General features: G+C 70.2%; 22 protein-coding genes and 2 pseudogenes. 12 read left to right on the forward strand and 12 right to left on the reverse strand.

Annotation, left to right across the window (positions count from 1 at the left end):
* Positions 1 to 60: 60 nt before the first annotated feature.
* Positions 61 to 558 (reverse strand): MFS transporter, encoded by a 498-nt coding sequence (locus EDD27_RS18260; RefSeq protein WP_206641487.1) that lies wholly within the window; start codon positions 556 to 558, stop codon positions 61 to 63.
* A gap of 268 nt (positions 559 to 826) precedes the next feature.
* On the opposite strand from EDD27_RS18260, the gene EDD27_RS58705 reads away from it, so the two are divergent.
* Both EDD27_RS58705 and EDD27_RS18270 read left to right on the forward strand, forming a co-directional pair.
* The gene (locus EDD27_RS58705) at positions 827 to 1,732 is read left to right on the forward strand and encodes a helix-turn-helix transcriptional regulator (protein WP_421917297.1); all 906 of its coding nucleotides are present in this window, start codon (positions 827 to 829) and stop codon (positions 1,730 to 1,732) included.
* Between the two features lie 142 nt (positions 1,733 to 1,874).
* Positions 1,875 to 3,119: an IS256 family transposase gene (locus tag EDD27_RS18270; protein ID WP_241564048.1), complete on the forward strand. Its 1,245-nt coding sequence runs from the start codon at positions 1,875 to 1,877 to the stop codon at positions 3,117 to 3,119.
* Between the two features lie 31 nt (positions 3,120 to 3,150).
* Here the strand turns inward: EDD27_RS18270 and EDD27_RS58710 are convergent, their stop codons facing one another.
* Complete coding sequence (locus tag EDD27_RS58710; RefSeq protein ID WP_421915424.1) at positions 3,151 to 3,378, reverse strand: hypothetical protein; 228 nt, start codon at positions 3,376 to 3,378, stop codon at positions 3,151 to 3,153.
* On the reverse strand, positions 3,375 to 3,719 hold the full coding sequence (locus EDD27_RS18280) for a VOC family protein (protein ID WP_127933502.1): 345 nt from the start codon (positions 3,717 to 3,719) through the stop codon (positions 3,375 to 3,377). Before EDD27_RS18280 ends, EDD27_RS58710 begins: the two co-directional genes overlap by 4 nt.
* A gap of 58 nt (positions 3,720 to 3,777) precedes the next feature.
* On the opposite strand from EDD27_RS18280, the gene EDD27_RS18285 reads away from it, so the two are divergent.
* Complete coding sequence (locus EDD27_RS18285; protein ID WP_127933503.1) at positions 3,778 to 4,242, forward strand: MarR family winged helix-turn-helix transcriptional regulator; 465 nt, start codon at positions 3,778 to 3,780, stop codon at positions 4,240 to 4,242.
* 369 nt (positions 4,243 to 4,611) lie between these two features.
* Here EDD27_RS18285 and EDD27_RS18290 read toward each other — a convergent pair whose 3' ends face one another.
* Positions 4,612 to 5,391 carry a S1 family peptidase gene (locus EDD27_RS18290; protein WP_127933504.1) on the reverse strand — a complete coding sequence of 260 codons (780 nt, stop codon included), beginning with the start codon at positions 5,389 to 5,391 and terminating at the stop codon, positions 4,612 to 4,614.
* 750 nt (positions 5,392 to 6,141) lie between these two features.
* On the opposite strand from EDD27_RS18290, the gene EDD27_RS18295 reads away from it, so the two are divergent.
* Positions 6,142 to 7,251 (forward strand): NAD(P)/FAD-dependent oxidoreductase, encoded by a 1,110-nt coding sequence (locus EDD27_RS18295; protein WP_127933505.1) that lies wholly within the window; start codon positions 6,142 to 6,144, stop codon positions 7,249 to 7,251.
* Positions 7,252 to 7,286: 35 nt separating this feature from the next.
* Here EDD27_RS18295 and EDD27_RS18300 read toward each other — a convergent pair whose 3' ends face one another.
* Entirely contained in the window at positions 7,287 to 7,766 is a 480-nt protein-coding gene (locus EDD27_RS18300; protein ID WP_206641488.1) for a MarR family winged helix-turn-helix transcriptional regulator, read from the reverse strand.
* A 60-nt stretch (positions 7,767 to 7,826) separates the two neighbouring features.
* On the opposite strand from EDD27_RS18300, the pseudogene EDD27_RS18305 reads away from it, so the two are divergent.
* A pseudogene (locus tag EDD27_RS18305) lies at positions 7,827 to 8,732 on the forward strand (LLM class flavin-dependent oxidoreductase).
* Between the two features lie 14 nt (positions 8,733 to 8,746).
* Here the strand turns inward: EDD27_RS18305 and EDD27_RS18310 are convergent.
* Positions 8,747 to 9,310 carry a dihydrofolate reductase family protein gene (locus EDD27_RS18310; protein ID WP_127933506.1) on the reverse strand — a complete coding sequence of 188 codons (564 nt, stop codon included), beginning with the start codon at positions 9,308 to 9,310 and terminating at the stop codon, positions 8,747 to 8,749.
* Between the two features lie 131 nt (positions 9,311 to 9,441).
* Here EDD27_RS18310 and EDD27_RS18315 point away from each other — a divergent pair, with 131 nt between their 5' ends.
* Positions 9,442 to 10,365 carry a LysR family transcriptional regulator gene (locus EDD27_RS18315; RefSeq protein ID WP_127933507.1) on the forward strand — a complete coding sequence of 308 codons (924 nt, stop codon included), beginning with the start codon at positions 9,442 to 9,444 and terminating at the stop codon, positions 10,363 to 10,365.
* A gap of 22 nt (positions 10,366 to 10,387) precedes the next feature.
* Here the strand turns inward: EDD27_RS18315 and EDD27_RS18320 are convergent, their stop codons facing one another.
* Both EDD27_RS18320 and EDD27_RS18325 read right to left on the reverse strand, forming a co-directional pair.
* Positions 10,388 to 11,035 carry a helix-turn-helix domain-containing protein gene (locus tag EDD27_RS18320; RefSeq protein ID WP_127933508.1) on the reverse strand — a complete coding sequence of 216 codons (648 nt, stop codon included), beginning with the start codon at positions 11,033 to 11,035 and terminating at the stop codon, positions 10,388 to 10,390.
* Positions 11,032 to 11,736, reverse strand: a complete 705-nt coding sequence (locus tag EDD27_RS18325; protein ID WP_127933509.1) for an alanyl-tRNA editing protein — start codon at positions 11,734 to 11,736, stop codon at positions 11,032 to 11,034. The genes EDD27_RS18320 and EDD27_RS18325 overlap by 4 nt, the downstream gene beginning before the upstream one ends.
* Before the next feature lie 39 nt (positions 11,737 to 11,775).
* Here EDD27_RS18325 and EDD27_RS18330 point away from each other — a divergent pair, with 39 nt between their 5' ends.
* On the forward strand, positions 11,776 to 12,300 hold the full coding sequence (locus EDD27_RS18330; protein WP_164903678.1) for a GNAT family N-acetyltransferase: 525 nt from the start codon (positions 11,776 to 11,778) through the stop codon (positions 12,298 to 12,300).
* A 62-nt stretch (positions 12,301 to 12,362) separates the two neighbouring features.
* Here the strand turns inward: EDD27_RS18330 and EDD27_RS18335 are convergent, their stop codons facing one another.
* The gene (locus EDD27_RS18335) at positions 12,363 to 13,247 is read right to left on the reverse strand and encodes an alpha/beta fold hydrolase (RefSeq protein WP_127933511.1); all 885 of its coding nucleotides are present in this window, start codon (positions 13,245 to 13,247) and stop codon (positions 12,363 to 12,365) included.
* Positions 13,248 to 13,348: 101 nt separating this feature from the next.
* Between EDD27_RS18335 and EDD27_RS18340 the strand changes: the two genes are divergently transcribed.
* Together EDD27_RS18340 and EDD27_RS18350 are read left to right on the forward strand one after the other, a co-directional pair.
* Positions 13,349 to 15,346 (forward strand): AfsR/SARP family transcriptional regulator, encoded by a 1,998-nt coding sequence (locus EDD27_RS18340; protein ID WP_127940775.1) that lies wholly within the window; start codon positions 13,349 to 13,351, stop codon positions 15,344 to 15,346.
* Between the two features lie 948 nt (positions 15,347 to 16,294).
* Entirely contained in the window at positions 16,295 to 18,655 is a 2,361-nt protein-coding gene (locus EDD27_RS18350; RefSeq protein ID WP_241564106.1) for a penicillin acylase family protein, read from the forward strand.
* Between the two features lie 77 nt (positions 18,656 to 18,732).
* On the opposite strand, the gene EDD27_RS18355 is transcribed toward EDD27_RS18350, so the two are convergent.
* Both EDD27_RS18355 and EDD27_RS18360 read right to left on the reverse strand, forming a co-directional pair.
* Complete coding sequence (locus EDD27_RS18355) at positions 18,733 to 19,422, reverse strand: response regulator (protein WP_277750729.1); 690 nt, start codon at positions 19,420 to 19,422, stop codon at positions 18,733 to 18,735.
* A complete protein-coding gene (locus tag EDD27_RS18360; RefSeq protein WP_241564107.1) occupies positions 19,419 to 20,246 on the reverse strand; it encodes a sensor histidine kinase in 828 nt (275 codons plus the stop codon). Before EDD27_RS18360 ends, EDD27_RS18355 begins: the two co-directional genes overlap by 4 nt.
* A gap of 139 nt (positions 20,247 to 20,385) precedes the next feature.
* Here EDD27_RS18360 and EDD27_RS18365 point away from each other — a divergent pair, with 139 nt between their 5' ends.
* Entirely contained in the window at positions 20,386 to 21,093 is a 708-nt protein-coding gene (locus tag EDD27_RS18365) for an ABC transporter ATP-binding protein (protein WP_127933514.1), read from the forward strand.
* The gene (locus EDD27_RS18370) at positions 21,090 to 23,393 is read left to right on the forward strand and encodes an ABC transporter permease (protein ID WP_127933515.1); all 2,304 of its coding nucleotides are present in this window, start codon (positions 21,090 to 21,092) and stop codon (positions 23,391 to 23,393) included. The genes EDD27_RS18365 and EDD27_RS18370 overlap by 4 nt, the downstream gene beginning before the upstream one ends.
* A gap of 699 nt (positions 23,394 to 24,092) precedes the next feature.
* On the opposite strand, the pseudogene EDD27_RS18375 reads toward EDD27_RS18370, so the two are convergent.
* Positions 24,093 to 24,899 (reverse strand): annotated as a pseudogene (locus EDD27_RS18375) (IS5 family transposase).
* A 398-nt stretch (positions 24,900 to 25,297) separates the two neighbouring features.
* On the opposite strand from EDD27_RS18375, the gene EDD27_RS18385 reads away from it, so the two are divergent.
* Positions 25,298 to 26,242 (forward strand): GlxA family transcriptional regulator, encoded by a 945-nt coding sequence (locus EDD27_RS18385; RefSeq protein WP_127933516.1) that lies wholly within the window; start codon positions 25,298 to 25,300, stop codon positions 26,240 to 26,242.
* Positions 26,243 to 26,260: the final 18 nt, after the last annotated feature.

Below are 26,260 nucleotides of genomic sequence, written 5' to 3' on the forward strand. Positions count from 1 at the left end.
ATTCTACGTACGGGCTTGCCGACCAGTCAGCCGCTCGTGACGTGGGGCGGCATGGGTTCTCTACTCGGCGTGCTCGACTGCGGCTTTCGGGAGTGCGAGCATCACGAGCGCCGTGATCAGGTAGAGCGCGGCGGAGACGATCAGGACAATGCTGAGCGCGTGACTGTAGTCGGGCAGCACCGGTGCTCCGGTGGCTGAACCGGTGACGGAGGTGAAGAAGATCGTACCGAGAACGGCGATGCCGACGGCGCCGCCGATCTGGTTGACGGTGGAGAGCACCCCGCCCGCGGCGCCTGCGTTGCGTCCGGGGACGCCTGCGAGGACGACGTTGACGAGAATGGGTGCGGCGAGGCCAAGCCCCAGGCCACCGATGAAGAGTGCGAGAGCGAGGAGCCAGTATCCGGGATCGTTGCCGTCCTTGACGATGTACCACAGGACGAGCTGAGATGCCGCGATGGTGAGCGAGCCGGCGATCAGGAGCGTTCTGCCCGCCTTGGCGGCGAGAGCGACGCCGAGGCCGGAGGTGATGATCGAGCCGAGCGCGTAGGAGAGGATCACCAGGCCGGTCTCCCATGCGGTTCGGCCGGTTCCGTTCTGAGAGGTAGACCGAGAGGGTGAGGAAGTACGACCCGATGCCGCCGAAGAAGAGTACCGAAGCGCTCATGCCGACTGCGAAGGCGCGGATTCTCAGCAGAGCCGGGTCAAAGACAGGTTCGTTTCCGCGTCCGCTGCCGTCGCCATGGCGGTCGCCCTCCAGACCGTGCCGACGGTCCTCTCCGGCATCCGCGAGAACGCGGCCCGTGCTCTCGCCACGCTGCACCAGGCGATGCCCGTGCGCAGCCGCCTGCACGCCGAAGCGTTCACCGTCCTTTCAGCCCGCAACTACTGGGAGTTCCCCGCGCCACCGATCGACGCCGAGATCATCCGCGCCGTTGGCAGCGCGATCAACCGGCAGCACCTCGTTCGCGTGGACTACACCGGTGACGGCGAACCCGTCACGCTCACGCTGGAGCCGCACGATCTCGTGGTCTGGGCCGCACGCTGGTACATGGTCGCCTTCGACCCGGATGCGGACCGATGGCGCGCGATGCGCGTGGACCGCATCAAACCACACATGCCCACGCACACCCCCTTCGACCGACGTGACATCCCGCACGGCGATCCCGCCGCCTTTAGTCATGACCGCACACGACCGCGGAGACGCCGCCGCCGAATGGCCATGCCGTGGCTCAGCCATCGTCGCGCTGCCCGCCTCCACCGTCGCCCGGTTCCCCCCGGCGGATCAACAGTCGGGTACGTCACCGAAACCACGTGCCGACTCACCACTCGGCGCATGGTCATGGCCAGGACTGGCAGGACTGCTCCTCACCTTCGACGCCGACATCACAGACATCGAACCGGCCGAACTCAGGCAAGCCCTGCACTCCCTGCGCACCCGAATCATCAAGGAACTCCGACCCGACCGACCTCACCGGTGACCTGCACATCTGGCGTCCGCGTTCCCAATCAGCCGCTCACCTGCCTGACCAGCCAGCCTGTCTTCTCGGCAGCTCCCTACCGTTCTGAATGGACGCATGCTACCGAGGTAGATCGCGCGCACCTCCCTTACGGACGACTCGTGAGGGAGACAGGCGTGAAGGATGGAGGGAGTGAGCTGGTGTGTTCCGTAAGGGGATCCAGTGGGCTCAACAGCCAACTCAGAACCGGCGCAGCGACGGCCAGCGTCAGTTAGCGTCCACGGGAGTGGTGTACGGGTTTGAACCTACTCGTCACCTTGATGCCCGTGAGGGAAGATCGATGTGACATGAGGGCGGCCACTCCGCGATCCTTCACAGCTGTCGAAGGCATAAGAAGGAGAACGAGAAGTGGCCGCTATGGACATTCTGCCTGCTGAGGGCGAGTGGTTCGACGAGAGCCTGGCGCAGGCCTCGCCCGATGTGCTGCGCGAGATGGTCGTGCGGATGGCGCAGATGATGATGGACGCCGAGGTCGAGCAGCGCTGCGGCGCCGGCTACGGCGAGGTGTCCGAGGCGCGCATCAACTCGCGTAACGGCTATCGGCGGCGCGAGTGGGACACCCGGGCCGGGACCGTCGAGTTGGCGATCCCCAAGCTGCGGCAGGGCTCGTACTACCCTGACTGGCTGCTGGAGCGGCAGCGGCGGGCCGAGCGGGCGCTGGCCTCGGTGGTGGCGACTTCGTATCTGCTGGGTGTCTCGACCCGGCGGGTGGAACGGCTGGCCGAGCAGCTCGGGGTGACCAAGCTGTCCAAGTCGCAGGTCAGCGTGATGGCCCGGGAGCTGGATCAGATGGTGAGCGAGTTCCGCAACCGGCCGTTGGATGCCGGGCCGTACACGTTCGTGTGGATCGACGCGCTGACGCAGAAGGTGCGCGAGGGCGGGCGCACGGTCAACGTGCACGCCCTGGTCGCGACCGGCGTCAACGCCGACGGGCACCGCGAGATCCTCGGCATCGACGTGGTCTCCAGCGAGGATGGGGCGGGCTGGCTGGCGTTCTTGCGCGGTCTGGTCGCCCGCGGCCTGTCCGGCGTCAGTCTGGTGATCTCCGACTGTCATGCCGGGCTGCGCGATGCGATCGGCTCCACGCTGCCCGGCGCCTCCTGGCAGCGGTGTCGCGCGCACTACGCGCGCAACTTGGCGACCTGCGTTCCGAAGGCGGCTCAGCCGTGGGTGTCGACCATGCTGCGCACCGTCTTCGAGCAGCCCGACGCCGCCTCGGTGCGCGCGCAGCACCGCCAGGTCGTCCAAGCGTTGGAGGACAAGTACCCCAAGGCCGCCGAACATCTGGACGAGGCGCGCGAGGACATCCTGGCCTTCGCCGTCTACCCCAAGGCGGTGTGGCGGCAGATCTGGTCCAACAACCCCCAAGAGCGGCTGAACAAGGAGATCCGCCGCCGTACCGACGTGGTCGGCATCTTCCCGCACCGAGACGCGATCATCCGGCTGGTCGGCGCGGTACTGGCCGAGCAGCACGACGAGTGGACCGAAGGCCGGCGCTACCTCGGCCTGGAAATCCTCGCCGACTGCCGCAAAGCAGCCGGAAGAAAGGCCAAAGAAGACGCCGCTGATGTCAATGTGACCAATGGTGCTATTGCTGCTTAAATAGCGATTCAGATCGCAGAGTGGTCGAATCTCATACACCACGATCTTGGACGCGGCCCAGCGTCAACGCGAACACGGTCACCAGCTGGCCGGCGGCCGGCATGTCTACCTCAAGGTCGGCGGCAATCGCCGGCAGGAGACCGGCTATCACGAACGCGTCGGTGCCGACCGCGAAGGTGGCCAGCGCCAGTGGAAGCAGTGGTCTAAGGAAGTGACCGGATCCCTTCGGTCCCGACCCGGTGGTCTCGGTGCGATTCAATCGTGGTTACCTGCCTGCTGGGACAGGCTGAACTCCACGCCCTGGTCATCCGTGCAGTGGGCGTAGGCACCAGACGGGATATTGACCGGATCTTCTGCCGTGCCACCGAGTTCGCGCACCCGAGCGACAGCGGCGGTGATGTCGTCGACGGCAAAGAAGATGCGCGGGTGTCGTGACGAATCATCGTGCGGCGATCCGCCCATGGGCTCGGGCCCCTGGATCATCGAGTAACCCGGGAAGTTGCCCTCATAGAAGGTCCACTCGAACAGCGAGCCCCAGAACCGCTGGGTTGCTTCGATGTCCCTGCTCGGCAGCTCAAAGTACGTGACCTCGCCACTCATAGCCTATCCCTTCTGTATGTCAGGGCTTCTGACATAGAAGCTATGTCATACTACTGACATGACGCAAGAAGAGGCCGTTGGCGACCTTGACCAGTCGGTGGGCTACGTCCTCAAGCAGGTGCAAGCGTCACTGCACACCGCGATGGATGAAGTGCTGCGTCCACTGGGCCTCACCGTTGCCCAATACGCATGCCTCGAACTGCTCGGCCAGCATCCGGGGCTGTCCAACTCCGAACTCGCCCGCCGCGCCTTCGTCACGCGCCAGTCGATGAACGTCGTCCTTCGCCGGCTACAAGAGCGGGGCCTGCTCACCCGGCCTGCTCACGCCGCTCATGGGCGGGCACTGCCCACCGAGCTCACCCGAGCCGGACAATCGACGCTGCGCGAGGCCAGTGTCGCCGTACGCGGCGTCGAACGGCAGATCTTCGCGCCGTTGTCGCAGGAGCAGCAGCGCCGGCTACGCGAGGATCTTGCCTCCTGCGCAGCCTCTGCGGTCGCAAACCAGCCCGTCACACAGCTCTGAGAACCAGAACGTCACGCAATCCAGCCGCTGCGCGGTGGCCGGCAGCGTGGCCAGGCGCCGCGAGGGGGGATGCTTCTTCAGCTGCGCCGGGTGGGCGGTCAGGCCGTAGCGGGCCAGCTCGTCCAGCAGCAGGTCAAGGGCCGCCCGCTGCTGCGGGCTGATCAGCAGGGCCAGGGTGTCATGCAGTTCCCGGGTGGCGCACTCCCGCTCGTAACACTCTGTAGATCAAGGTTGCGCTGTGAAACCGAACGGAATCCCGCGCGGGCCGTGCTCTGAGGCGACCCACTCACAAAGGCCCATCTTTCGCGCGAGCCCCTTTGCCCGGGTCCACCGAGCGCGCCCGAGCGGGCGGTCACCCGTGTCGGCGGTTCAGGGCAGCGTGACGTACTTGCCGAGGAACTCCCGGGCCGAGGCGGTGTCCAGGCGGTAGTCGAAGTTGGTCCCCTTGCAGGCGTCGTCGGCTCCGCTGATCGAGGTGGCGACGAGGAGGTGGGAGGTGGGTCCGCCCAGGAAGTTCGGTCCGCCGGAGTCGCCGAAGCAGGTGCTGCCGTCGGTCTTGGAGCTCAGCTTCAGGTCCAGCCACCTGCGGGAGAGGGCGTCGAACGATATGGACGTCTGGTTACGCGTGTCGGTGTAGTGGTAGCGCCCTCCGCGGCCCTTCTTGTTCTTGGCGGGGTCCACGGAGCCGTATCCGACCGGGGTGAATCGTGTGCCCTTCAGGCGGTTGTCGGCTTTGAGCTTGTCGAGGAGGCCGGCTGTCGGCAGCTGGGCGGGCTTGATGTCCGTGATGGGCGTGTTGAAGATGACCACGGCCATGTCATGGAGGTCGGACTTGTCCTTGTAGCGCGGGTCGGGCACGTACCGGCCGGTGTAGAGCTTGGCGCCGGGTTCGTAGTGGCTGGCGAAGGAGACCCGGGCGGTCTTCTGCTTGCGTTCGCCGCAGTGGGCGGCGGTGAGGAAGACGGTGGGAGAGATGAGGGTGCCCGTGCAGTAGGACCACGTTCCGTCGGGGTTGGCCTTGTCGCCGATGAGGGCGCCCACTTCGGGGTGCGCGTCACCGTCAGGCGAGCCGTTGGTGATGGCTGACGCGGGGGTGGCGACACCGAAGGTCACTGCAGCAGCAATCGCGACAAAAGGGACGAAACGCATTCGAAAATTGTATGCGTTCGTCGCCTTTCTATGACAAATCGGACAAAAGATCTACCTTGCGGAAGTCCGATCCGCCGGCGCCTGCCCTGACTCCAGAAGATACCGCCCGAAATCCAGTGAAGAAGACGCTTCTGCAGTGATCTGCAGGGCCGGTCCCTGCTGGTCAGCGTGCTGTGGACCGTGGAACCCCAAAGCGACGGCCGGCGGCGCTACGCGCGCCTCTTCCTGGACGCTCTGCCGCCTGCCGGGACCAGCCCTCTTCCGCCCGCGGTTCCCTGGCACAGGAACAGCAGCCTGGCAACTGGCCCTCTGACGCTCCCCGTTTCGCGATGCCGCTCCCTCCATGCCAATAGATCATCACCCCGTAGCCGCCATAGGCGCGCTTAGCGGGTGTGCGGGGCAAGGGCTGGCCGCACCAGCCGCACCGTTTTCCTCGGCCGCGACGCCCGCCAGGCGCTGGCCGAGGAACTAGAGCCGCCCCCGCTGGGGCTCGCCAGAGGGATCGGGCCGGCCGAGACCTCGACGACGGCCCGGTGACCATCCCGCCCTTGTGGTACCTGCTCACCGTGGTGCTGGCTGCGGGGTCGCCATGCCGGCCCGCGTCTGCGACCGCCGCTCCGCGGGCGGCATTCTGCAAACCGAATACACCCGACGGCCCGCCACGTCTTTGGCTTTGAGTTGCAGTTCGTGTCCCGAACTAATATTGTTCGGGACACGAACTTCAGCTCACCCTTGTGAGGAGTAGGCACTATGAGGCGTACGGTCGCGATCATCGGCGGCGGGTACGGCGGCGTCACCGCCGCCAAGGCGCTCGATCAGGACACCGATGTCGTCCTGATCGAGCCCAAGGACGCTTTCGTCCAGAACGCGGTCTCCCCGCGCGCGCTGGTTCAGCCGGATTGGACGGTCAACCTGTTCTTCCCGTATGACAAGCTGCTTCGGCACGGCAGGGTCGTCCATGACCGCGCGGTCTCGGTCGACTCCGGAGGCGTCGTCCTTGCCTCTGGCGACCGGGTGGACGCCGACTATCTCGTTCTGGCCACCGGTTCCGGTTATCCCTTTCCGTTCAAGTTCGACGACGCTGTCTCCGGCACGGCGCGCGAGCGGTTGCTGGCCGCCCACGCCGAGCTCGCGGGAGCCTCCCGGGTGCTGATCGCGGGTGCCGGGCCGGTCGGCCTGGAGCTTGCCGGGGAGATCAAGACGGTCTGGCCGGACAAGCACGTCACCGTCGTCGACCCCACGCCGCAGTTGGTCCCCGGCTTCGAGGCGCAGATGCGAGATGATCTGCGGCACCAGCTCGACGCGCTCGGGGTGGACGTACGGCTGGGAATCACGCTGGGTGCGGAGCCACCGGCCGAGCCAGGACGGGCCGGGTCGTTCACGGTGCCGTCCAGCGGCGGGGACATCTCCGCCGACATCTGGTTCCGCGCCTACGGGGTCAGCCTCGACACCGGTTACCTCAGCGCGGATCTGGGCTCCGTGCGCACGCCGGAAGGCCGCATCCGGGTGACCGAGACGCTCAACGTGGAGGGCCACGGCCACATCTACGCGATCGGTGACATCACCGACATCGCCGAGGCCAAGATGGCCGGGAACGCGATGCGCCACGCCGAGGTCGTCGCGCAGAACATCATCGCCCACGTACGCGGTGGCCGGCCCGACGCCGTCTACCAGCCGTCCGCGACGCCGTTCGTGCTGCTCCCGCTCGGGCCGGAGGGCGGTGTCGGTCAGCTGCCCTCCCCCGAGGGGCCGATCGTCCTGGCCCCGGAGGCTGTCTCCGCGTACAAGGGCGCGGATCTGTTCACCGGCCGGTTCGCCGAACTGTTCGGGGTCGCCCGCGACGTGCCCACGGCGGCCTGATACGGGCCGCCCGCGGAGGCGAGGCAGGCGGCGGGTCAGCGGCCGCCTGCGACGGGCGGGGCTTCGTCCCGCTCCAGGAAGACCATCGGCACGTTGTTGTCTCGCACCACCCGGCTGAGCAGATCGGCGAGCGTGTCGCGTGCCGCGCCGTCGAGGGTCGCGGGAAGCTCCTCGATCCGCCGGCAGGTGGCGGTGTAGAACTCCTCGGCCAGCTCGCTGCCCCGCTTGGTGAGCGCGACCCGGACCACGCGCCGGTCCGCCGGGTCCGCTTCGCGCCGGACCAGGCCACGCTGGGCGGTCCGGTCCACCAGCTCGGTGAGACTGGACTTGGCCAGCCGCAACATCGGGCCCAGGGCGCTCATCCCGTACGGCTGCGCCATCAACACGCACAAGAGCTGCCCCTGCTGAGGGGTCAGCCCGTATTCGCGGGCCGATTCGGCATAGACGGCGTTGACCAGAAAGGCTGACCGCACCAGTGCGGTCACCACCCCCAGATTGTCCTCGTCCTCACGCATTCGATTAGATTACCACCACATGATTCGCTACACGAACTACTCACGTCATGCAGGATGCACATGACTATTCCGGCGCGAAAAGTGTTGTTCGGGGTCGGGATCTCGACCGCGGTCGGCGCGGCGCAGGAGACCCTCCGCCACGCGGCCCAGGCAGACCGGGAAGGGCTGGACCTGTTCACCGTGTCGGATCATCCCTATTTCGCGGACCGGCTGGACGCCTACTCCCTGGTGGGCGTGGCTCTGGGCCGTACCACGAACATCGCGGGCCTGGTGAGCGTCACCAACCTCCCCAGCCGTCCCGCCCCGATGCTGGCGCGCACGATCACCTCCTTGTCCGCCCTGGCCGAGGGCCGGATCGTGCTGGGCATGGGCGCAGGCGGCCTCTGGGACGACATCGCGAGGCTGGGCCTGCCGCGGCTGGGGCCCGGCGCGGCCGTCCGGGCGCTCGAGGAAGCCATCATCCTGGTCAGGGCGCTGTGCGGCGGCGGCGACCGGGTGACGTTCGACGGCGAGTTCTACCAGGTCACCGACCTCGAGCCGGCGCCGATCCCCGCCCCGCCCGTGTGAACCGGCTCGGTCGGGCCCAAGTCGCTGGCCGTCACCGGACGCGTGGCCGACGGATGGATCCCCGGACACGCCGCTGACTGGCTCAGCCCGCGCTACCGCGACTCGCGCCCCGTCATCGACCAGGCGGCCGCCGACGCCGGCCGCGATCCCCGCGACATCGCCACGATCTATAACATCCCCGGCGTCATCACGCCGCGCCCGCTGGCCGCCACCCGCGACGGCGAAGGCCGCTGGGTCGGCGGTTCGGTCGAGCAGTGGGCCGAGGAGCTCACCGGTGCGGTGCTCGAGCACGACGCCTCCGGCTTCGTCTACTTCCCGCCCGACGGCACACCCACCGACCTCGCCCTCGGACGCTGGGCCGGGGAGATCGTCCCAGCGATCCGGAAGGCCATCGCCTGATCGCCGGAGAACGTTCAGGAGCGCTTCGGCTCGTAGTGCAGCGCGGTGATCCCGCACTCGAACGGCCGCGCCGTCACGAGACGCAGCCGCTGGGGTGCGCCGAGGTCGGGGAACACCGGCATCCCGGTGCCGATCGCGGCGGGGTTGACGAACAGGTGGAGCTCGTCGAGCAGGTCCTTGGCGATCAGGTCCCGGACGAGCGTGCCGCCACCGTAGGCGATGATGTCCCCGCCCGGCTGGGCCTTGAGCTTGTTGACGGTCTCGGCGAGGTCCCCGCCGGCGACGGTGGCGTTCTCCCAGGGCGACTCGGTGAGGGTGTTGGAGATCACGACTTTGGGCGTGTTGTTCATCCAGTCGATCGACTCCTCGGTCTCCCCGGGCGGCCCGGACTTCCAGGCCGGGATGAAACCTTCGGCGAGCTTGCGGCCCAGCACGATGCAGTCGACCGAATCGGTGATCGCATCGATGTAGGCGTTGATGTCGTCGGTCCACGGGAACGTCATCCAGTCCATCTCACCGTTCGGCCCGGCCATGTAGCCGTCAACGGTGGTCTGGACCTGGAGCTTGAACGTACGCATGAGATCTCGTTCCTTCGGGGTTTCCTCTGTCGTGGTGATGGCTCCACACTGCCAGGGAGACCTTACGGTCTTCTTCAGACGGGGTTAAGGGCGCCCCGACAGGCCCGGATCCGCATCTATAACCTGATGGCATGGATGTCGACACGCGGCTGCTGCGTTACTTCGTGGCCGTGGCGGAGGAAGGCAGCCTCACCCGTGCCGCGGAACGGCTGTTCGTGTCGCAACCGGCGCTGACCAAGCAGATCAGGCAGCTCGAGACGCAACTCGGAGTGCGGCTGTTCACGCGGTCCAAGACCGGCATGGCCCTGACCGAGCCGGGCCGGACCCTCGCGCAGCGGGCGCCCGCGCTGCTGGGCGGCTGGGATGAGGTGCTGCGGGAGACCAGGAGAACCGCCGGCCGGGCGGCGCGCGTGTTGCGGGTGGGTTTTCTGGCCAGCGCCGCCAACGAGGCCACTCAGGACATCGTCGCCGAGTTCGCCCGCCGGCGGCCGGGGTGGCGGGCCGACATGCGGCAGGCGGCCTGGTCGAACCCGACGGCCGGGCTCGACCGCGGCGACGTCGACGCCGCTCTGCTCCGGCTGCCCTTCCCCGGCCAGGAGAACGTCCGGGTGGAGGTCCTCTTCACCGAGCCGCGGTGGGTGGCGCTGCCCGCCACCCACCCCCTGGCCGTACGGGACGGAGCTCGGCGGATCGCCTTCCGTGAGCTGTGGGACGAGCCGTTCGTGGCGGCCCCGGCCGAGACGGGGCGATGGCGGGACTTTTGGCTGGCCGCCGACGAACGCGAGGGCCGCCCGGTGCGCATCGGCGCGGTCACCGAGCAGCCCGACGACTGGCTCAGCGCGATCGCCAACGGGTACGGCGTCGCCCTGGCCCCCGAGTCCGCCGCCCGCTTCTATGCCCGGCCCGGAGTCACGTACCGGCCCGTCAGCGGTGTGAGCCCGAGCCAGGTGGGCGTCGCTTGGGCGCCGGCCGATGACGACAATCCCGTGGTGCGGGACTTCGTACGCTGCTGCCTGGACATCGCGTCGTCTCGGCACGACGAGGCCGGCGGGTGAGCGTGCCGAAGCGCTCAGGGGCTCAGCCCGCGACCGGGGAGGCGATGACGACGGTGACGTCGGCAGGCAGGTCACCGGTGCGGTAGCAGTGCGGGGCGTCTCCGGCGAAGGCCAGCATGTCGCCGGGCTCCAGACCGCGCGGATCGTCGGCCGGACCGGCGACGAGATGGCCGGAGGCGAGCAGGAGATGCTCGGTCGTGCCGGGCGCGTGGGGCACGCCGTCGACGGCGGTCTCCGGCGGGAGGCGCAGCCGCCAGATCTCCAGGCTGTGACCGCCGCTGATGCGGCGCAACAGCTCACGAGTGGGGCCGTCGCCGGCAGCGGCGGTCGCCGGCAGGTGCACCACGCCGGGATCGCCGGCCCGGGTCAGCAGGTCGGTGAGCGGGACGGCCAGGGCGACGGCGACGGCGTCCAGCGTGTCGATCGTGGGGTTGCCCATGCCCGCCTCCAGCTGCGACAACGTCGCCTTGCTGAGGCCGGTGCGCCGGGCCAGCTCGGCCTGGCTCATGCCGCGCTGCCGGCGGAGCCGCTGAATCTGCGCGCCGGCCGCGGCGGCCGCGCTGCTGGTGCGACGGCGGTCGCGGTCAGCGGCCGCAGTGCCGGCGGGACGGCGGTCGCTTCCGGTGGCTGCGCTGCCGGCCGGACGGGGGCCCTCGTCGGCGGTGCTCATCGCAGCGGTTTGTGGGAGGCGGAGTAGGAGACGCGGACGCGGCCCTTCTTCAGCTTGACGGCGGAGATCGTCACGTGCGCCAGGTCGGCGAGGCTGCGGACGTGCGTGCCTCCGCAGGGGGCGGCGTGCAGGTCGCCGAGCCGGACGATCCGGCGGCCCCCGGCGTCGTGCTCGGCGGTGACCGGCAGGTCGTCGGCCACGGCCGTGGCCACGAACGCGCGCAGCCGGTCGGCGGCCTTGTCCCGGTCCTCGGCGTCGGCGAGCTGCGTGCCCGTCTCCGACGGGGTCAGCTCGATGCGGGCCTGGCCCGGGAAGTGGTTGCTGCCGGCCAGCGTCCATCCCTGGGCCCGGCTCGCCGCTTCGACGAGGTGGCCGGCGGTGTGGAGGGCCGCATGCAGCAGCCGCAGGCCGGCGTCGACGCGGGTGTGGACGACGTCGCCCTCGACCGGTCCCGGCTCGGCGCCGGTGAGCACCACCAGGCCGGTGGGAGCATGGCGGACGGGAACGACCTCCCGCTCCCCCACCCAGCCGCGGTCAGCGGGCTGGCCACCGCCTTGCGGGTGGAAGAGGTTGTCCCGTACCGCGACCCACTCGCCACCGGCTTCGTCCCGCCCTGCTGCGATCACGCTCGTGGTGATCTCAGTGAGATGGGTGTCGTCGAGGTAGAGCGCTCCCTGCAGTGCACTATTTCCATGAACCATACGTTCACTTTATCAAACGCCATGGGTAGGATCGATCGCATGTCGACACCCGCGCACCTCACCTTCCACCGCGCGTGCCCGGCCCACACGGCAGAGGTGCTGAGCGTGCTGAACGAGGCGGCGGACTGGCTCAGGCGGCGCGCTATCACCCAGTGGCCGGACCGTTTCGAGCGCTCCTGGATCGAAGAGGCGATCACGCGGGGAGAGACGTGGCTGGTCCGCGACAGCGGCACGGCCGTCGGCACGCTCACCTTGGACTGGTCGGACCCTCTGTGGGCGGACACGGCCGGATCCGCCGGGTACGTACACCGCATGGCCGTCCGCCGCCGGGCCGCCGGGCTGGGCGCGGTCATCCTCGAATGGACGGCCGGCACCGTGCGGAGCAACCGGCGGGATGTCCTGCGGTTGGACTGTGTGGCCTCCAACGGCCGGCTGCGGTCCTACTACGAGGCGCGCGGCTTCCTCCACCGCGGCGACGTGCCCGTGGGCGGCGCTCCGGGCCAACGCCGTGACGACGGCCCTCTCACCTGGGTCAGCCGCTACGAGCTGCCGCTTTCCGGCTGACGCCGCGTCCTCTGCCGATGCGGCCGGCTCGTCCCGCCTGTCCGCCGAGCACGACGTCTGCGTCAGCGAGACAGCAGGGCGCGCAGCGCCTTGGTGATGTCGGCGGGTGCTTCCTCGGCCATGAAGTGGCCGCAGGTGACGGTCTCGTGCCGCAGGTCGGGCGCCCACGCCCGCCACAGCGCCGCCGCGTCGTAGCCGAGCGCGGCACCCCAGTCCTGCTGCAGCACGGTGACCGGCATCCGCAGCCGGTTGCCCGCCTCCCGGTCGGCCCGGTCGTGCTCGGCGTCGATCCCGGCAGAGGCCCGGTAGTCGGCCACGATGGAGGGGATCGCCTCGCGGCAGGCGCGCAGGTACGCGGCGCGCACGTCGTCCGGGACGGCCTGCGAGTCGCCGGTCCACAGGTCGAGGAAGTGGCCGAAGAACGTGTCCGCGCTGGCGGCGATCATCTTCTCCGGCAGGCCGGGAGGCTGGGCCATCAGGTACAGGTGGAAGCCGACGGCCGCGCCGGCGCCGCGCATCACCTCCCACATGTCCAGAGTCGGCAGCACGTCCAGGCAGGCCAGGTGGGTGATCGCCGCCGGATGGTCGAGCCCGGCGCGGAAGGCGACCAGGGCGCCCCGGTCGTGCCCGGCCAGCGCGAACCGCTCGTGCCCCAGCGTGCGGGCCAGCGTCACGACGTCGGCGGCCATGGTGCGCTTGGCGTAGGTGGCGGCGCCGGCCTCGGCGGGCTTGTCGCTGGCTCCGTACCCGCGCAGGTCGGGGCAGATCACGGTGTGGTCGGCGGCGAGGTCGGCGGCCACGTGCCGCCACATCAGGTGGGTCTGGGGGAAGCCGTGCAGCAGCACGATGGGGCTGCCGGCGCCCGCGACGGCCACGTTGAGTGACACGCCGTCGGCGACGGGGACGCGCCGGTAGTCGAAGCCGGCGATGGCGGGGGTGCTCGTCATGATGATGATCTCCTTTGCGGACGGTGACTGCGTTCAGCGTGCCGGGCGCGAATGAGCATCCGGTCAGCGCGCTACCGTGGCTGGCTGAGGAGGGGCGTACGGTGCGGTTCGGGGTGTTGGGGCCGGTGACGGCGTGGGACGAGGCCGGCGGCGTGATCGACGTCAAGGGGCCGCGGCATCGCGCGGTGCTGGCCCGGCTGATCGTCGCCCGCCGCCGCGTCGTGCCGGTGACGCGCCTGGCCGCCGACCTGTGGGAGGGCGAGCCGCCGCCGGGAGCGGTGGGGGCGCTGCGGACGTTCGTGGCGGCGCTGCGCCGCGCGCTGGAGCCGGACCGGCCGCCGCGTGCCGCGCCGCGGCTGCTGGTGACCGAAGGGCCGGGGTACGCGTTGCGCGCCGCCCCGGACGCGGTGGACGCCTGGCGGTTCGAGCAGGCGGTCGCCGCCGCCGCGGCGCTGCCGCCCCGGCAGGCTCTCGAGCGGCTGGAGGAGGCCCTGGGATGGTGGCGCGGGCCCGCCTATGCCGAGTTCGCCGGCCAGGACTGGGTACGCGCGGAGCGTTCGCGCCTGGCCGAGCTGCGCCTGCACGCGATCGAGCGGCGGGCCGAGGCACGACTGGCCCTCGGGCTGGCCGGCGAGGCGGTGCCGGACCTGGACGCGCATGTGGCCGAGCACCCGTGGCGGGAGGACGGCTGGCGGCTGCTGGCCCTGGCGCTTTACCGTGCCGGCCGCCAGGGCGACGCGCTGGCGGTGCTGCGGCGGGCGCGGGGGCTGCTGGCGGAGCACCTCGGGGTGGATCCGGGGCCGCGGCTGCGCCGTCTGGAGTCCGACATCCTGCATCATGCCCCGCATCTCGACCCGGTGTCGGGTACGGCGGACTCGGTGTGGGCGCAGGCGGCGGCCGCCTACGACCGCAGCGTGCCGGCGGGCGCCAGGGCGCGGCTGGAGTCGACGGTGACGTTGATGCGCGATCTGGCCGTGACCGGCGGCGCGGGCCTGGAGGCGGCACGCCGGCACTGGGTGGCGGCGATCGCGGCGGCCGAGGAACTCGGCGAGGCGGAGCTGACGGCACGGGTGATCGGCTCCTATGACGTGCCGGCGATATGGACCCGTTCGGACGACCCGGGGCAGGCGGCGCGGATCGTGGCGGCTGCCGAACGTGCTCTGGCCGCTCTCCCGCCGGACGCGCCGGACGCGGTGCGGGCCCGCCTGCTGGCCACGATCGCCCTGGAGTCGCGCGGCACGCACGCCGCGCGTGCGGGTGCCGCGGCCCGGCAGGCGGAGGAGATCGCGCGCCGGCTGGACGATCCCGCCTTGCTGGCCTTCGCGCTCAACGGGGTGTTCATGCAGAGCTTCTCCCACGCCGGGCTGGCCGGTCACCGGGACAGGATCGGCGCGGAGCTGGTGGCGTTGTCGGCCCGGCACGGACTGGCCTCGTTCGAGGTCCTCGGGCATCTCATCCGCCTGCAGGCGCGGTGCGCGTTCGCCGACTTCACCGAGGCCGACCGGCACGCGGCCGCCGCGGAACGGCTGGCCGAGCGGCATGAGCGGCCGCTGGTGAGCGTGTTCACCGGCTGGTACCGGGCGCTGCGGCTGGACGCGACGGGACGGACGCCGCCCGATGAACCCCATGAGACGGAGGCGGCCGATCAGGCGGCCGGCGCGGCCACGGCGATCGAGGACGTCGAGGCGGCCTACCGCCAGGCGGCCGCGCGGTTGGCCGGCGCCGGCATGCCGGGCCTGGAGCGTGGGTTGCTGCCGCTGGCGTTGTTGTGCGCGCGTGTGCGCCGCGGCCTGCCGCCCGAGACCGGTGAGGTGGACTGGGGACCGTACGAGCCGTGGGTCCGTCCCCTGGTGCTCCTGGCCGATGGCCGCCGTGACGAGGCCGCGTCGGCGCTGGCCGGGGTGCCGGAACCGCCGCGGGATCTGCTGATGGAGGCGATGTGGTGCCTGGTGGCGCGGGCGGCGGTGGCCTCCGGCGACCGGGAGGCGATGCGCCGCGCCCGCGCCCGGCTGACCCCGGCGGCCGCGGAGCTGGCGGGCGCGGGCAGCGGCCTGCTCACCCTGGGCCCGGTCTCGGAGCACCTCGCCGGCACCGCGTAACAGGGCCGTTCCCGGGCGTACATGCAGATGCGCCCATGTGTCCGTGACGACCCCTTTTCGACCGCGTACGGCTGAGCAGCGCCTGCACGCCCACGGCGCCGAACTCGTGGTGGCGCAGTACAGGGACATCTACCGGTACTGCTACGTCCGCGGCCCCGACGGCATCATCACGGGCTGGTCGAGGAGCTCCGCTGAACGACACTCCGAGCATCGGCATCACGGGGTCAGCACACATAAGCCGAAAACCCACCTTGAGTGAGATCATGGTGTTTCTGCTGATTGACGCAATGACGGTTCTAGGAGAGCGGCGGCGTCATCGTCCTGTTGGAGTGTGCCGCATGTCCTGGACTAGCACTTCCCGGCCATCAGTCAGTGATGCTGAGGCCGGACGTAACAAGGGCCCGCACGTGCGCGGTGCCCTCGGTCGTGGCTGGGGTTGCGGCTTTGTCACGTGGTGGCGGGCTGGAGGAGCTCGATCTCGATGAGTGGTGTACCACGTCAGGCCGGGAGGGCGGATCTCCAGCTCGCGCAGGGCCCGACCGCCGAGCCCGCAGAACTGCTACTCAAGAGAAGCTGATCTCTTCTTGAGCAGGCCAACGCTGCAGGTCTCGCAAATTTCGTAACGGGACGCCCCCAGTGGCGGGCTGTCGTAGGCGGCGATCGAGAACACGTAGGCCGAGGTCTGCGCGCTGGCGGCAACGGTCGCGTCGTCATGCCACAGGCTCACCGGCGTAGGCCTGCGGTATGACACTGACTGCGGGTTGGTCCTGGGGGTGGATGCAGGCCGAGCGGTGCCGGTTCTAGCGTTCGGCACGATGATCAGGGGCGGGGCAGCCGGATCCAGGTGTACCCGGGAAGCGTCAGAAAGGACGCATCAACGTGAGGAACTGTCCTTCCCGCCGGATGGCGAATGCCCGGAGGTTTCGGAGATGGTGGATCACGGCTCTCGTGGCCGCGCTGTCCGCGGTGACCGTCGCCGTCGTTGTGGTGACCGACCGGGCGTCCACCACTCCGGACGGCGGGAATGCCGGATATCAGGCCACCATCCGGCGTACGGCGTACGGCATCCCGCACGTCCTCGCGCGTGACCACGCGAGTCTCGGCTTCGGCTATGGCTACGCCTTCGCGCAGGACAACCTGTGCGTGTTGGCCGAGCGGGTGGTGACGCTGCGGGGCGAACGATCACGGTACTTCGGCGTGGCCGACCTGGACAGCGACATCTATCACCGTGCCGTCCAGGAGTCGGGGCTCGTGCGGCGGCTGCTGGACCGGGCGGCACCACTGGGACCGACACGGCAGGTGCGCGACCTGGTCGACGGCTATGTCGCCGGGTACAACCGCTACCTGCGCGACACCGGGGTGGCGAGGCTGCCCGATCCGACCTGCCGCGGCAAGGACTGGGTCGGCCCCATCACCGCGTCCGACATCTGGCACGGCGCGCTGGAGGTGAACCGGCAGGCCGGCAGCGGAACGTTCCAGAAGGACATCGCCACCGCGGCCCCTCCGCGTGCCCGGCCGTCGCGGCCGCGCCCGGTGCCGTCACCGGATCCGGTGCTGTCATCCGGCCCCGTTCCCGGCAGCAACGGGTGGGCGCTGGGCCGTGAGGCGACCCGTGGCGGGAGCGCCATGCTGTTGGCCAACCCGCACTACCCGTGGACCGGCTCCAACCGCTTCTACCAGGTCCATCTCACCATCCCCGGCCAGCTGAACGTGTCGGGCGCCAGCCTGTACGGCACGCCGGTGGTCCAGATCGGCCACACCGCCGGCCTGGCCTGGACCCACACGGTCTCGCACGCCCGGCGTTTCACGCTCTATGAGCTGGACCTGGCCGACGGTGACCCGACCAGCTACGTCGTCGACGGCAGGGCCGAGCCGATGAGACAGCAGCGGGTGACCGTCACCGTGCGCGGGGCCGACGGCAAAGCCCGGCCCGTCACCCGCGTCCTCTACAGTTCGCGCTACGGGCCCGTACTGGCCACGGGCTGGACGGCCACCACCGCCTTCGCCCTCGCCGACCCCAACGCCGCGAACCTGCGCTCCATGAACGAATGGCTGGCCATGGGCGCCGCGCAGAACCTCGCCCAGTTGCGCGCCGCGCAGAACACCTACCAGGGCCTGCCGTTCGTCTACACCATCGCCGCCGACTCCGGCGGCACGGTCTCCTTCGCCGACGCCTCCGTCGTCCCGCACGTCACCGACTCCCAGACCCGGCGCTGCATCACCACTGCGCAGGGCAGGGCCCGGTACCCGGGGAGGTTCATCCTGGACGGCTCGACGGCGGCCTGCGCCTGGGGCGCCGACGCCGACGCCGTCGAGCCCGGCGTCTTCGGGCCCGGCCGCCACCCGCGGCTGACCCGCACCGACTACGTGAGCAACTCCAACAACAGCCCCTGGCTCACCAACCCGGAGGCGCCGATCAGCGGCTACCCGCGTATCTACGGCGACACAGGGGCCGATCCGGGGCTGCGGCCCCGGCTCAGCCTGGACATGATCTCCCAGCGGCTGAGCGGCGCCGACGGGCTGCGCGAAGCCGGGTTCACGTTGGAGACTCTGCAGGCCACGACGCTGAGCGGCCGCAACCACAGCGCCGACCTCGCCCGCGCCGACCTGGTGGCGATCTGCCGCGCCCACCCGGTCATGACCGCCGGCGACGGCACGCGGGTCAACGTCCGCCAGGCGTGCGACACTCTGGCACGCTGGAACGGCCGCAGCGGCCTCGACAGCCGCGGCGCCGTGCTGTGGCGCGAGTTCTTCACCCGGCTGCACCGCGACGCGGGCGCGAAGGCCAATGCCGAAAGGCGCGCGCCGGGCGGTGAGAAGGCGGCCAAGGACGGCTGGTGGCGGGTGCCGTTCGACCGGGACGACCCGCTCACCACCCCGCGCGGACTCGACCGCGACCACCTGGCGGCACGGCGGGCCCTGGCGGAGACCGTACGGGCCTTCCGGGACAGCGGCACGTCGCCGGCGGTCACCCTGGGTGAGGCCCAGCGCCGTGGCGCGGTCCCGTTGCACGGCTGTACCGATCTGGAAGGCTGCTTCGACCTCGTCGAGCCCTCCGGGCCGCTGCGGTCAGACGGCCGCTATCCCGAGATCGCGAACGGCTCCAGCTTCATCATGGCCGTCGAGCTGACCCCGCAGGGGCCCCGTGCCCGCACGATCCTCACCTACTCGCAGTCGGCCAACCCCGCCTCACCCCATCACACCGACCAGACCGAGCTTTACTCCCGCAAGAAGTGGGTCAACGTGGGGTTCACCGAACATGAGATCAACTCCGACCCGGAGCTGCGCACCACCACGGTGCGCGGCTGACCCAAGGCGCGCGCGGGCGACGTCGGGCTGCGGGTGCTCTGGGGCGGAAGGGGCCAGCACCGGCGCGGCGCAGGCTCCTACCCGCTCTCGCCCGGGGAGACCAGCCCCGTCTCGTAGGCGAGCACGACGGCCTGCGCCCGGTCTCGCAGCCCGAGCTTGGTGAAGATGCGGCCGACATGCGTTTTGACGGTCGACTCGCTGAGGGTCAGGGCCTCGGCCAGCTCGGTGTTGGACAGCCCTTGCCCCAGGAGCCTCAGCACCTCCAACTCCCGAGGCGTCAGCCCGACCAGTTCGCGGTGTGCGGCGGCTGGGGCGGGGGCGGGCCGCACGTCGGCGCAGGCGTAGCGCTCCACCAGCCGGCGGGTGATGGAGGGGGCCAGCAGCGCGTCGCCGGTGCTGACTAGGCGCACGGCGGCGGCCAGATGCTCGGGGGTCACGTCCTTCAGCAGGAAGCCGCTGGCCCCCAGCGACAGCGCGGCATAGACGTAGCGGTCCAGGTCGAACGTAGTCAGCATGATCACCCGGCAGTCCGGCAGCTCCAGCAGGATGCGCCGGGCGGCCTCCAGGCCGTCCATGTTCGGCATGCGGATGTCCATCAGCACCACGTCGGGGCGCAGCTTCCGCGCCGCCGCGACGGCCTCCGCCCCGTCGGCGGCCTCCCCCACCACGGGGATGCCGCGCGTGGTCAGGATCAGCCGGAAGCCGCCTCGCACCAGTGCCTGGTCATCGGCGATGAGCACCCGCGGCACCACCTCTCCCGCGCTCACGGCCGGTCCAGCGGGATACGCGCCCGCACGCGGAAGCCGCCGCCCAGCCGCCGCCGGGCATCCAGGTCGCCGCCGTAGACGGCGACCCGCTCACGGAGGCCCACCAGCCCGCGGCCCGCGCCGTCCCGCTGATCGGCGGAGGCCGGCGCATCGCCGGTCAGGACGCTCGGCCCGCTGTTGAGCACCTCCACCCGCAGGTAGTGCTCGGCGTAGCGGACCGTCACCTGCGCCTGCACGCCGCTACCGTGCTTGAGCGCATTCGTCAGCGCCTCCTGCACGATCCGGTACGCAGTGACGTCGATCCCGGCGGGCAGCGGCCGCGGCGCCCCCGAAATGCGCACTTCGATGGGCAGACCAGCGAAGGCGAACCGGTCGACCAGCGCGCTCAGCCTGCTCAGGCCCGGCTGCGGCGACAACTCGCCCCCGTACGGCTCGTCCTCGCCACTCTGCGACGGCGCGAGCAGCCCCAGCAGGTGACGCAGCTCGGTCATCGCGTCCCGGCCCGCGCCCTCGACCGCCCTGAGCGCCTGCTCCGCCTCCCCTGGCATCGTCGCCAGCACCTCCCGGGCCGCCCCGGCCTGCACCACCATCAAACTCACGTTGTGGCTGACGATGTCGTGCAGCTCACGGGCGATTCGGGAACGCTCGCCCTCCACCGCGGCTCGGGCCGCGCTCTCCCGCTCCCGCTCGAGCAGCCAGCCGCGCTCCTCCAGCGCCCGCCGGCGCAGGCGGCGCGCACGCACCAGCGCCACGCCCAGCCACCCCGCCACGGCGCAGGCCGACACCAGCGCCACCAGCAGCCACCTGGCCCCCGAATCCCACACGACCTTCAATCTCCCAGATGCCGGCCGACAGCGCATCAGACCCAGGTCCCACAGCCGTACATCTGTGGTACGACACGGCCGCCAGATTCAGTCCGCGGGCCGATGCCGTCGCCCGCACGCCTGCCCTACGGTTCTCCAGGTGAACAGTGATGACCGGACCGGACAGCCCGTCGTACGGCTGAACAGGGTGCGCAAGGAGTACGGCGCGACCACGGCGCTGAACGGCCTGGACCTGCGGATCCACGCCGGGGAAGCCGTCGCCGTGATGGGACCGTCGGGATGCGGCAAGTCGACCCTGCTCAACATGATCGCCGGCCTTGACCGCCCGACGGCGGGCACGGTCGAGGTCGACGGCCAGGACCTGGGCGGGCTCGACGAGACCGGGCTGGCGCTGTTCCGGCGCCGCCACATCGGCATGATCTTCCAGTTCTTCAACCTCATCGACGACCTGCCGGCGCTGGACAACGTCGCGCTGCCCGCGCAACTCATCGGCACCTCCGCCCGCCACGCCCGCAGACGCGCCCTCGAACTGCTCGGCGAGCTCGGCATCGCCGCCCGCAAGGACGCCTACCCGGCCACGCTCAGCGGCGGCGAACGGCAGCGCGTGGCCGTGGCCCGCGCCCTGATGAACCGCCCGGCCCTGCTCCTGGCCGACGAGCCGACAGGCGCGCTGGACAGCCGCTCCGGCGAGCAGGTGATGGACCTGCTCATCGACCTCAACCAGATCGGCCAGACCCTGCTGATCGTCACCCACGACCCGCACCTCGCCACCCGCTGCGCCAGCCGCCTGGTCGAACTCGCCGACGGCCGCATCACCCGGCACAGCTCGCTGGAGGGGGTCGAATGAGCGCCGTGTGGCGCGCCGCCCGCGCGGCCGTGCGCCGCCGACGGCTGCAAACCGTCATCACCGGGCTGGTCGTGCTGTCCGGCACCATCACCACCATGCTGGCCCTGGGGCTGCTCGACGCCACCACCACCCCGTTCGACCGGGCCTTCGACCAGCAGAGCGGCGCCCACGCGGTGGCCGTCTTCGACACCACGAAGGTGTCGAGGCAGCAGCTGGCCGAGACCCGCGACCGGCCCGGCGTCGAGGCCGCGTCCGGCCCCTTCGACCAGGCCCTGATCACCTTTCCCCGGACCACCGACATCCCCGAGGCCGAAGGTCCCCTCAAGATCGTGGGCCGCGCCGTGCCCGCAGACCCCGTCGACCGCGTCCGCCCCCTGCAAGGACGCTGGGCCACCGCCCCCGGCGAGATCGTACTCAACCTGCGCAACGCCGACGCCCCGCCCCGGCCCGGCGCGCTCGGCTCCCGCCTGCAGGCCCCCGGCCTCCCGCCGCTCACCGTCGTCGGCTTCGCCTCCAGCATGAGCCAGTCGGCCGATGCCTGGGTCACCCCCCAGCAGGCCGCCGCGCTGCGCCCCGGCAGCATGCAGATGCTCTACCGATTCACCGACCACGACACCGAGCAGGAGGTACGAGCCGCCCTGGAGGCGGCCACCGCCGGGCTGCCCGCCGGAGCGCTGAGCGTCGCCCAGTCCCACCTCGCGCTGCGCCACGCCTACGCCGGCTCGGCCGACGCCTACCTGCTGTTCATAACTCTCTTCAGCGCTCTCAGCCTGCTCGTCGCCGTCCTGATCGTGGCCAACGTCGTCAGCGGCGCGGTCGTGTCCGGCTCCCGGCACATCGGCGTGCTCAAGACCGTGGGCTTCACCCCCAACCAGGTGGTCATCGTCTACCTCACGATGGTGTCCGTGCCCGCCGGCGCCGGCAGCGTCCTCGGCACGCTCCTGGGCAGCATGCTGGCCGGGCCCGTGCTGCGCGCCGCCTTCCAGGGCGTCGAGAACGGCGCCGCCGACATCGGGATCAGCCCCTGGGTGCCGGTCGCCGCGCCGGCCAGCATGCTCGTGCTGGTCCTCCTGGCCGCGCTGGTGCCCGCGCTGCGCGCCCATCGGCTGCCAGCAGCCCGGGCGATCAGCGCCGGCAGCGCACCCGCCCGGGGCCGAGCCCTGGCCGTCCAGCGATGGCTCGGCGGCACATGGCTTCCCCGCCCGGTCAGCCTCGGGCTGGGCCAGCCGCTGGCCCGGCCCGGCCGTACCATGATGACCTTGGCGGCGATCGTCCTCGGCGTCACCACCGTCACCCTCACCACCGGCCTGACCAGCACCATGCTCGCCTTCGCCGAGGCCGACTCGGCCTCCCGGGTGGTCGTGCGCGCCGGCAAGCCCGCCTTCCAGCAGACCGCGCCCACGCTCAGTGACGAGCGCATCGAGGCGCTGCTGCGCTCACTGCCGGGAGCCGGCAAGGTGACCGCACAGGTGTTCGTCGAAGTGCACCTGGCGGGCCACGCCCAGCGCAGCGACGTCAACTTCCAGCGGGGCGGCCCTTCCACCCTGGCGCCGCAGGTCGTCCAAGGCCGCTGGCTGGAAGGGCCGGGCGAGATCGTCGCCCCGCCGCCGTTCCTGACCCAGCGCGACCTGACGGTCGGCGACCAGGTCACCCTGCAGCTGGACGGCAAGCAGGCCCGCGCCACCATCGTGGGCCAGCTCATGAACGGCGACGTCCGCTTCCTATGGTCCTCCTGGCAGACCCTCGCCACGCTGGCCCCGCAGACCAGTGCCGACCACTACGAGGTGCAACTCACCCCGCACGCCGACCCAGAGGCCTACGCCAGGGCCGTCAAAGCGGCCGACCCCGGTCTCTACCCCTCCGTCGCGGTCCCCGACTCCCTCGTCACCACCACCGTCGTGGGGCTCGCCTCGGTCTTCACCACGCTCATCATCGTGGTGGCGGCGCTGGGCGTCTTCAACACCGTCCTGCTCAACACCCGCGAACGCCGTCGTGACCTCGGCATGCTCAAATCCATCGGCATGACGCCCCGCCAGGTCACCACCATGACCGTGACGTCGATGGCGGCGCTCGGTCTGGTCGGCGCCCTCATCGGCATCCCCTGCGGGATCGCCGCGCACCGCCTGCTCGTGGACAACGTCGGCATCGTGGTGTTCCCCGAATTCATGAAGGACGTCTGGCAGCCGCCACAACTCGCCCTCCTGGCCGCGGCGGGCGTGGCCATCGCCGTCCTCGGCGCGCTCATCCCCGCCCGGTCCGCCGCCCGCCTCACCATTGCCGCCGTCCTCCACAACGAGTAGCTCCGGCACCGCTGCGCGGGCCGCCGGGCTGAACGTGGCAACAACCTGAAGCTCACAACCGAGTACGGCGGCACGTTCCAGTACTACTTCGGCTGGCCTGGTACAGCGAAGGCTACGGCGCCGGCTGGACGGGCCGGATCAAGGTCTACGAGACCGCGCGACGGGGCTTCGGACTGGTCGACGAGCATTACTTTGACGAACCGACCACCAACCGGCGATCAGGCGGAACCTCGGAGATAACCGTGCAGGCGGGGCAGACCTACAAGGTCGTCGGCGTGAGCGGCAGCAAGAAGGGCGAATCCTGGACTCGAACATCGACGACTTCCGGGGGATGTCGTTGACCATCACGGTGCCCTGAGGCCTTGATCGCCAACTTCGGGTGCGGGTCGCCCGCGCACCCAGGCGAGCCCGCACCGGGAGGCCACCTCCAACGGCGTGGCCATCGGGTGGCGCCGCAGGCGTTGGGCGCTTTGCTGAGCAAGCAGCTCGAGCAACTCGACACCCAAGCGCCCCACATGAACCAGGAGGTTGCGTAATAAGGGGTTTCGGAGTTGATCCGGAGCCCCTTTCCCATGTCTGGAGTGGATGGGCGCCGATCGGGGAGCCATCTCACTCGGACTCTCTACCCGTATCGGCTGTCGCCGAAGATGGTGTTCATGGTCTGGGCTCCCTCGGTGATCATCGGTCTAAGAGGACGTCTCATTTGGTGAGTCGGCGGTAGCAAATGAGGGCGGCGGCGATGGCCACGAAGGATGCGAAGTGATCGGCGCGGCGCTCGTACCGTCGGTGTAAGCGGCGGCAGCCGGCCAGCCACGAGACCGTCCTTTCGACGACCCAGCGGTGGCGTCCCAGGCGCTGGCTGGACTCGATCCCACGGCGGGCTATGCGCGGGATGATGCCCCGGCCGCGCAGGAAGGTCCGTAGGTGGGGATAAGTCGTAGCCCTTGTCGCCGTGGAGTTTGCCCGGCCGGCGCCGTCGTGGCCCGCGACGGGAGCGGATTGGCGGGATGCTGCGTACCAGCGGTTCCAACGCGAGGCTGTCGTGGACGTTGGCGGCGCTGATCGCGACAGCGAGGGGCAGACCGGTCCGCTCGGTGATGAGGTGGATCTTCGACCCATTCTTACCGCGATCGACAGGATTCGGGCCTGTCAGTTCCCCCCTTTCATCGCTCGCACGCTGACGGAGTCGATCGCGCATCGTGACCAGTCCAGCTCCCCTCGCGCGCCGAGCTCGTCCAGCAGGATCCGGTACAGCTTGGCCCACACCCTGGCGGTACTCCACTCGGTGAAGCGGCGGTGCACCGTCTGCCAGGAGGCACCGAAGACCGGCGGCAACTGACGCCACGCACACCCGGTGGTGGCCACGTACACGATCGCCGCAAGGATCACCCGATCGTCGACCCGGCGCCGCCCGCCACCTTGCGGTCGCGTCGGCGCCGGCGGGACCACCCGCTGGAACAACTCCCACAACTCATCGGGCACCAGCCGTCGAAGGAACGCATCCATGATCGAACTAACGATCAATCCCCAAATGAGTCACGGTCTAAGTTGGTGCCGGTAGACCGCTTCTGTGACGCTGGTGCCCGCGTGCCCGGCGAGATCGGCGATGGTCTCGATGGGCACGCCCTGGTCACTCATGATGGAGACGAACGAGTGACCAGGGCGCGGCGACTCCAGGCGGTTCCGATCCCCGCTTCCTTGGTGACCTTGCGGAATGCACGCCCGCACGTTCGATGCATTCAGCTCGGGCAACAGGGTGAGATGGCAGCCCTTGCCGTTGGCGTCGCCGGTGCAGTTGGCGGTCTGGGGCAGGCCGGGCAGCCGTCAATGTCCGGATTTGTGGGCTAGTGGTCCTTGTGGACTTTTGCGGGGGCGGCGAGGCTGGTGGGGTGCGAGATGTAATTGTGGCCGTCTATGACGGGGTGGTGCTGCTGGACGTGGCCGGACCGGTGCAGGCTCTGCACGGGTCCGGCGGCTACCGCATCCGGCTTGCTTCGGTCGACGGACGGTCCGTGCACACGGATATCGGTATGCCTTTAGGGAGCGACCTGGCTTTGGGCGATGTCGAGGGCCCGGTCGACACGTTGCTGATACCGGGTTACGCGTACCCCGACGGTGACCGCCCTGACGCGGCGTTTCTGGGCCGGCTGCGCGACATCAGCCATCGCGCGCGTCGGGTGGCATCGGTGTGCACGGGCGCATTGCTGCTGGCGGAGGCGGGTCTGCTCGATGGGCGGCGAGCCACGACACACTGGGCCGCCTGCGCTGATCTGGCGTCCCGGTTTCCGCGGGTCGCCGTGGAACCCGATGCCATCTACGTTCGTGATGGGCTGGTGATGACCTCGGCCGGTGTCACCGCCGGAATCGATCTGGCGCTCGCCCTCGTCGAGGAGGACCACGGTCCGGACATCGCGCGGACGGTGGCCAAATACTTGGTCGTGTTCCTGCAACGCCCAGGCGGCCAGTCGCAATTCAGCGTTCGCGGGGCCATCGCCACGCCACGTCACGCCGCGTTGCGCCGGCTCCTGGACGCGGTCGTGGCCGAACCGGCGTCGAACCACAGTCTCGCCACGATGGCGGCGCGTGTCGCGGTGAGCGAGCGACATCTGACCCGGCTGTTCCGTCGCGAGGTCGGGCTCACCCCCAGTCAGTACGTCGAGCGGGTCCGGGTGGAAGCGGCACAGGTCCTCCTGGAGACCAGTGCTGTCGGCGTGGCCTCGGTCGCCCGCAGTTGTGGTTTCGGGTCCGACGAGACGATGCGCCGGGCGTTCCTGCAGGTTCTGGGCACGACTCCGACCGCTTATCGCCAACGCTTCCGCACATCCCACGCCATCTCGTTCGTCAAATGACGTGACTGTCTCAAGGAG

The organism is Nonomuraea polychroma, assembly GCF_004011505.1.
Taxonomy (GTDB): domain Bacteria; phylum Actinomycetota; class Actinomycetes; order Streptosporangiales; family Streptosporangiaceae; genus Nonomuraea; species Nonomuraea polychroma.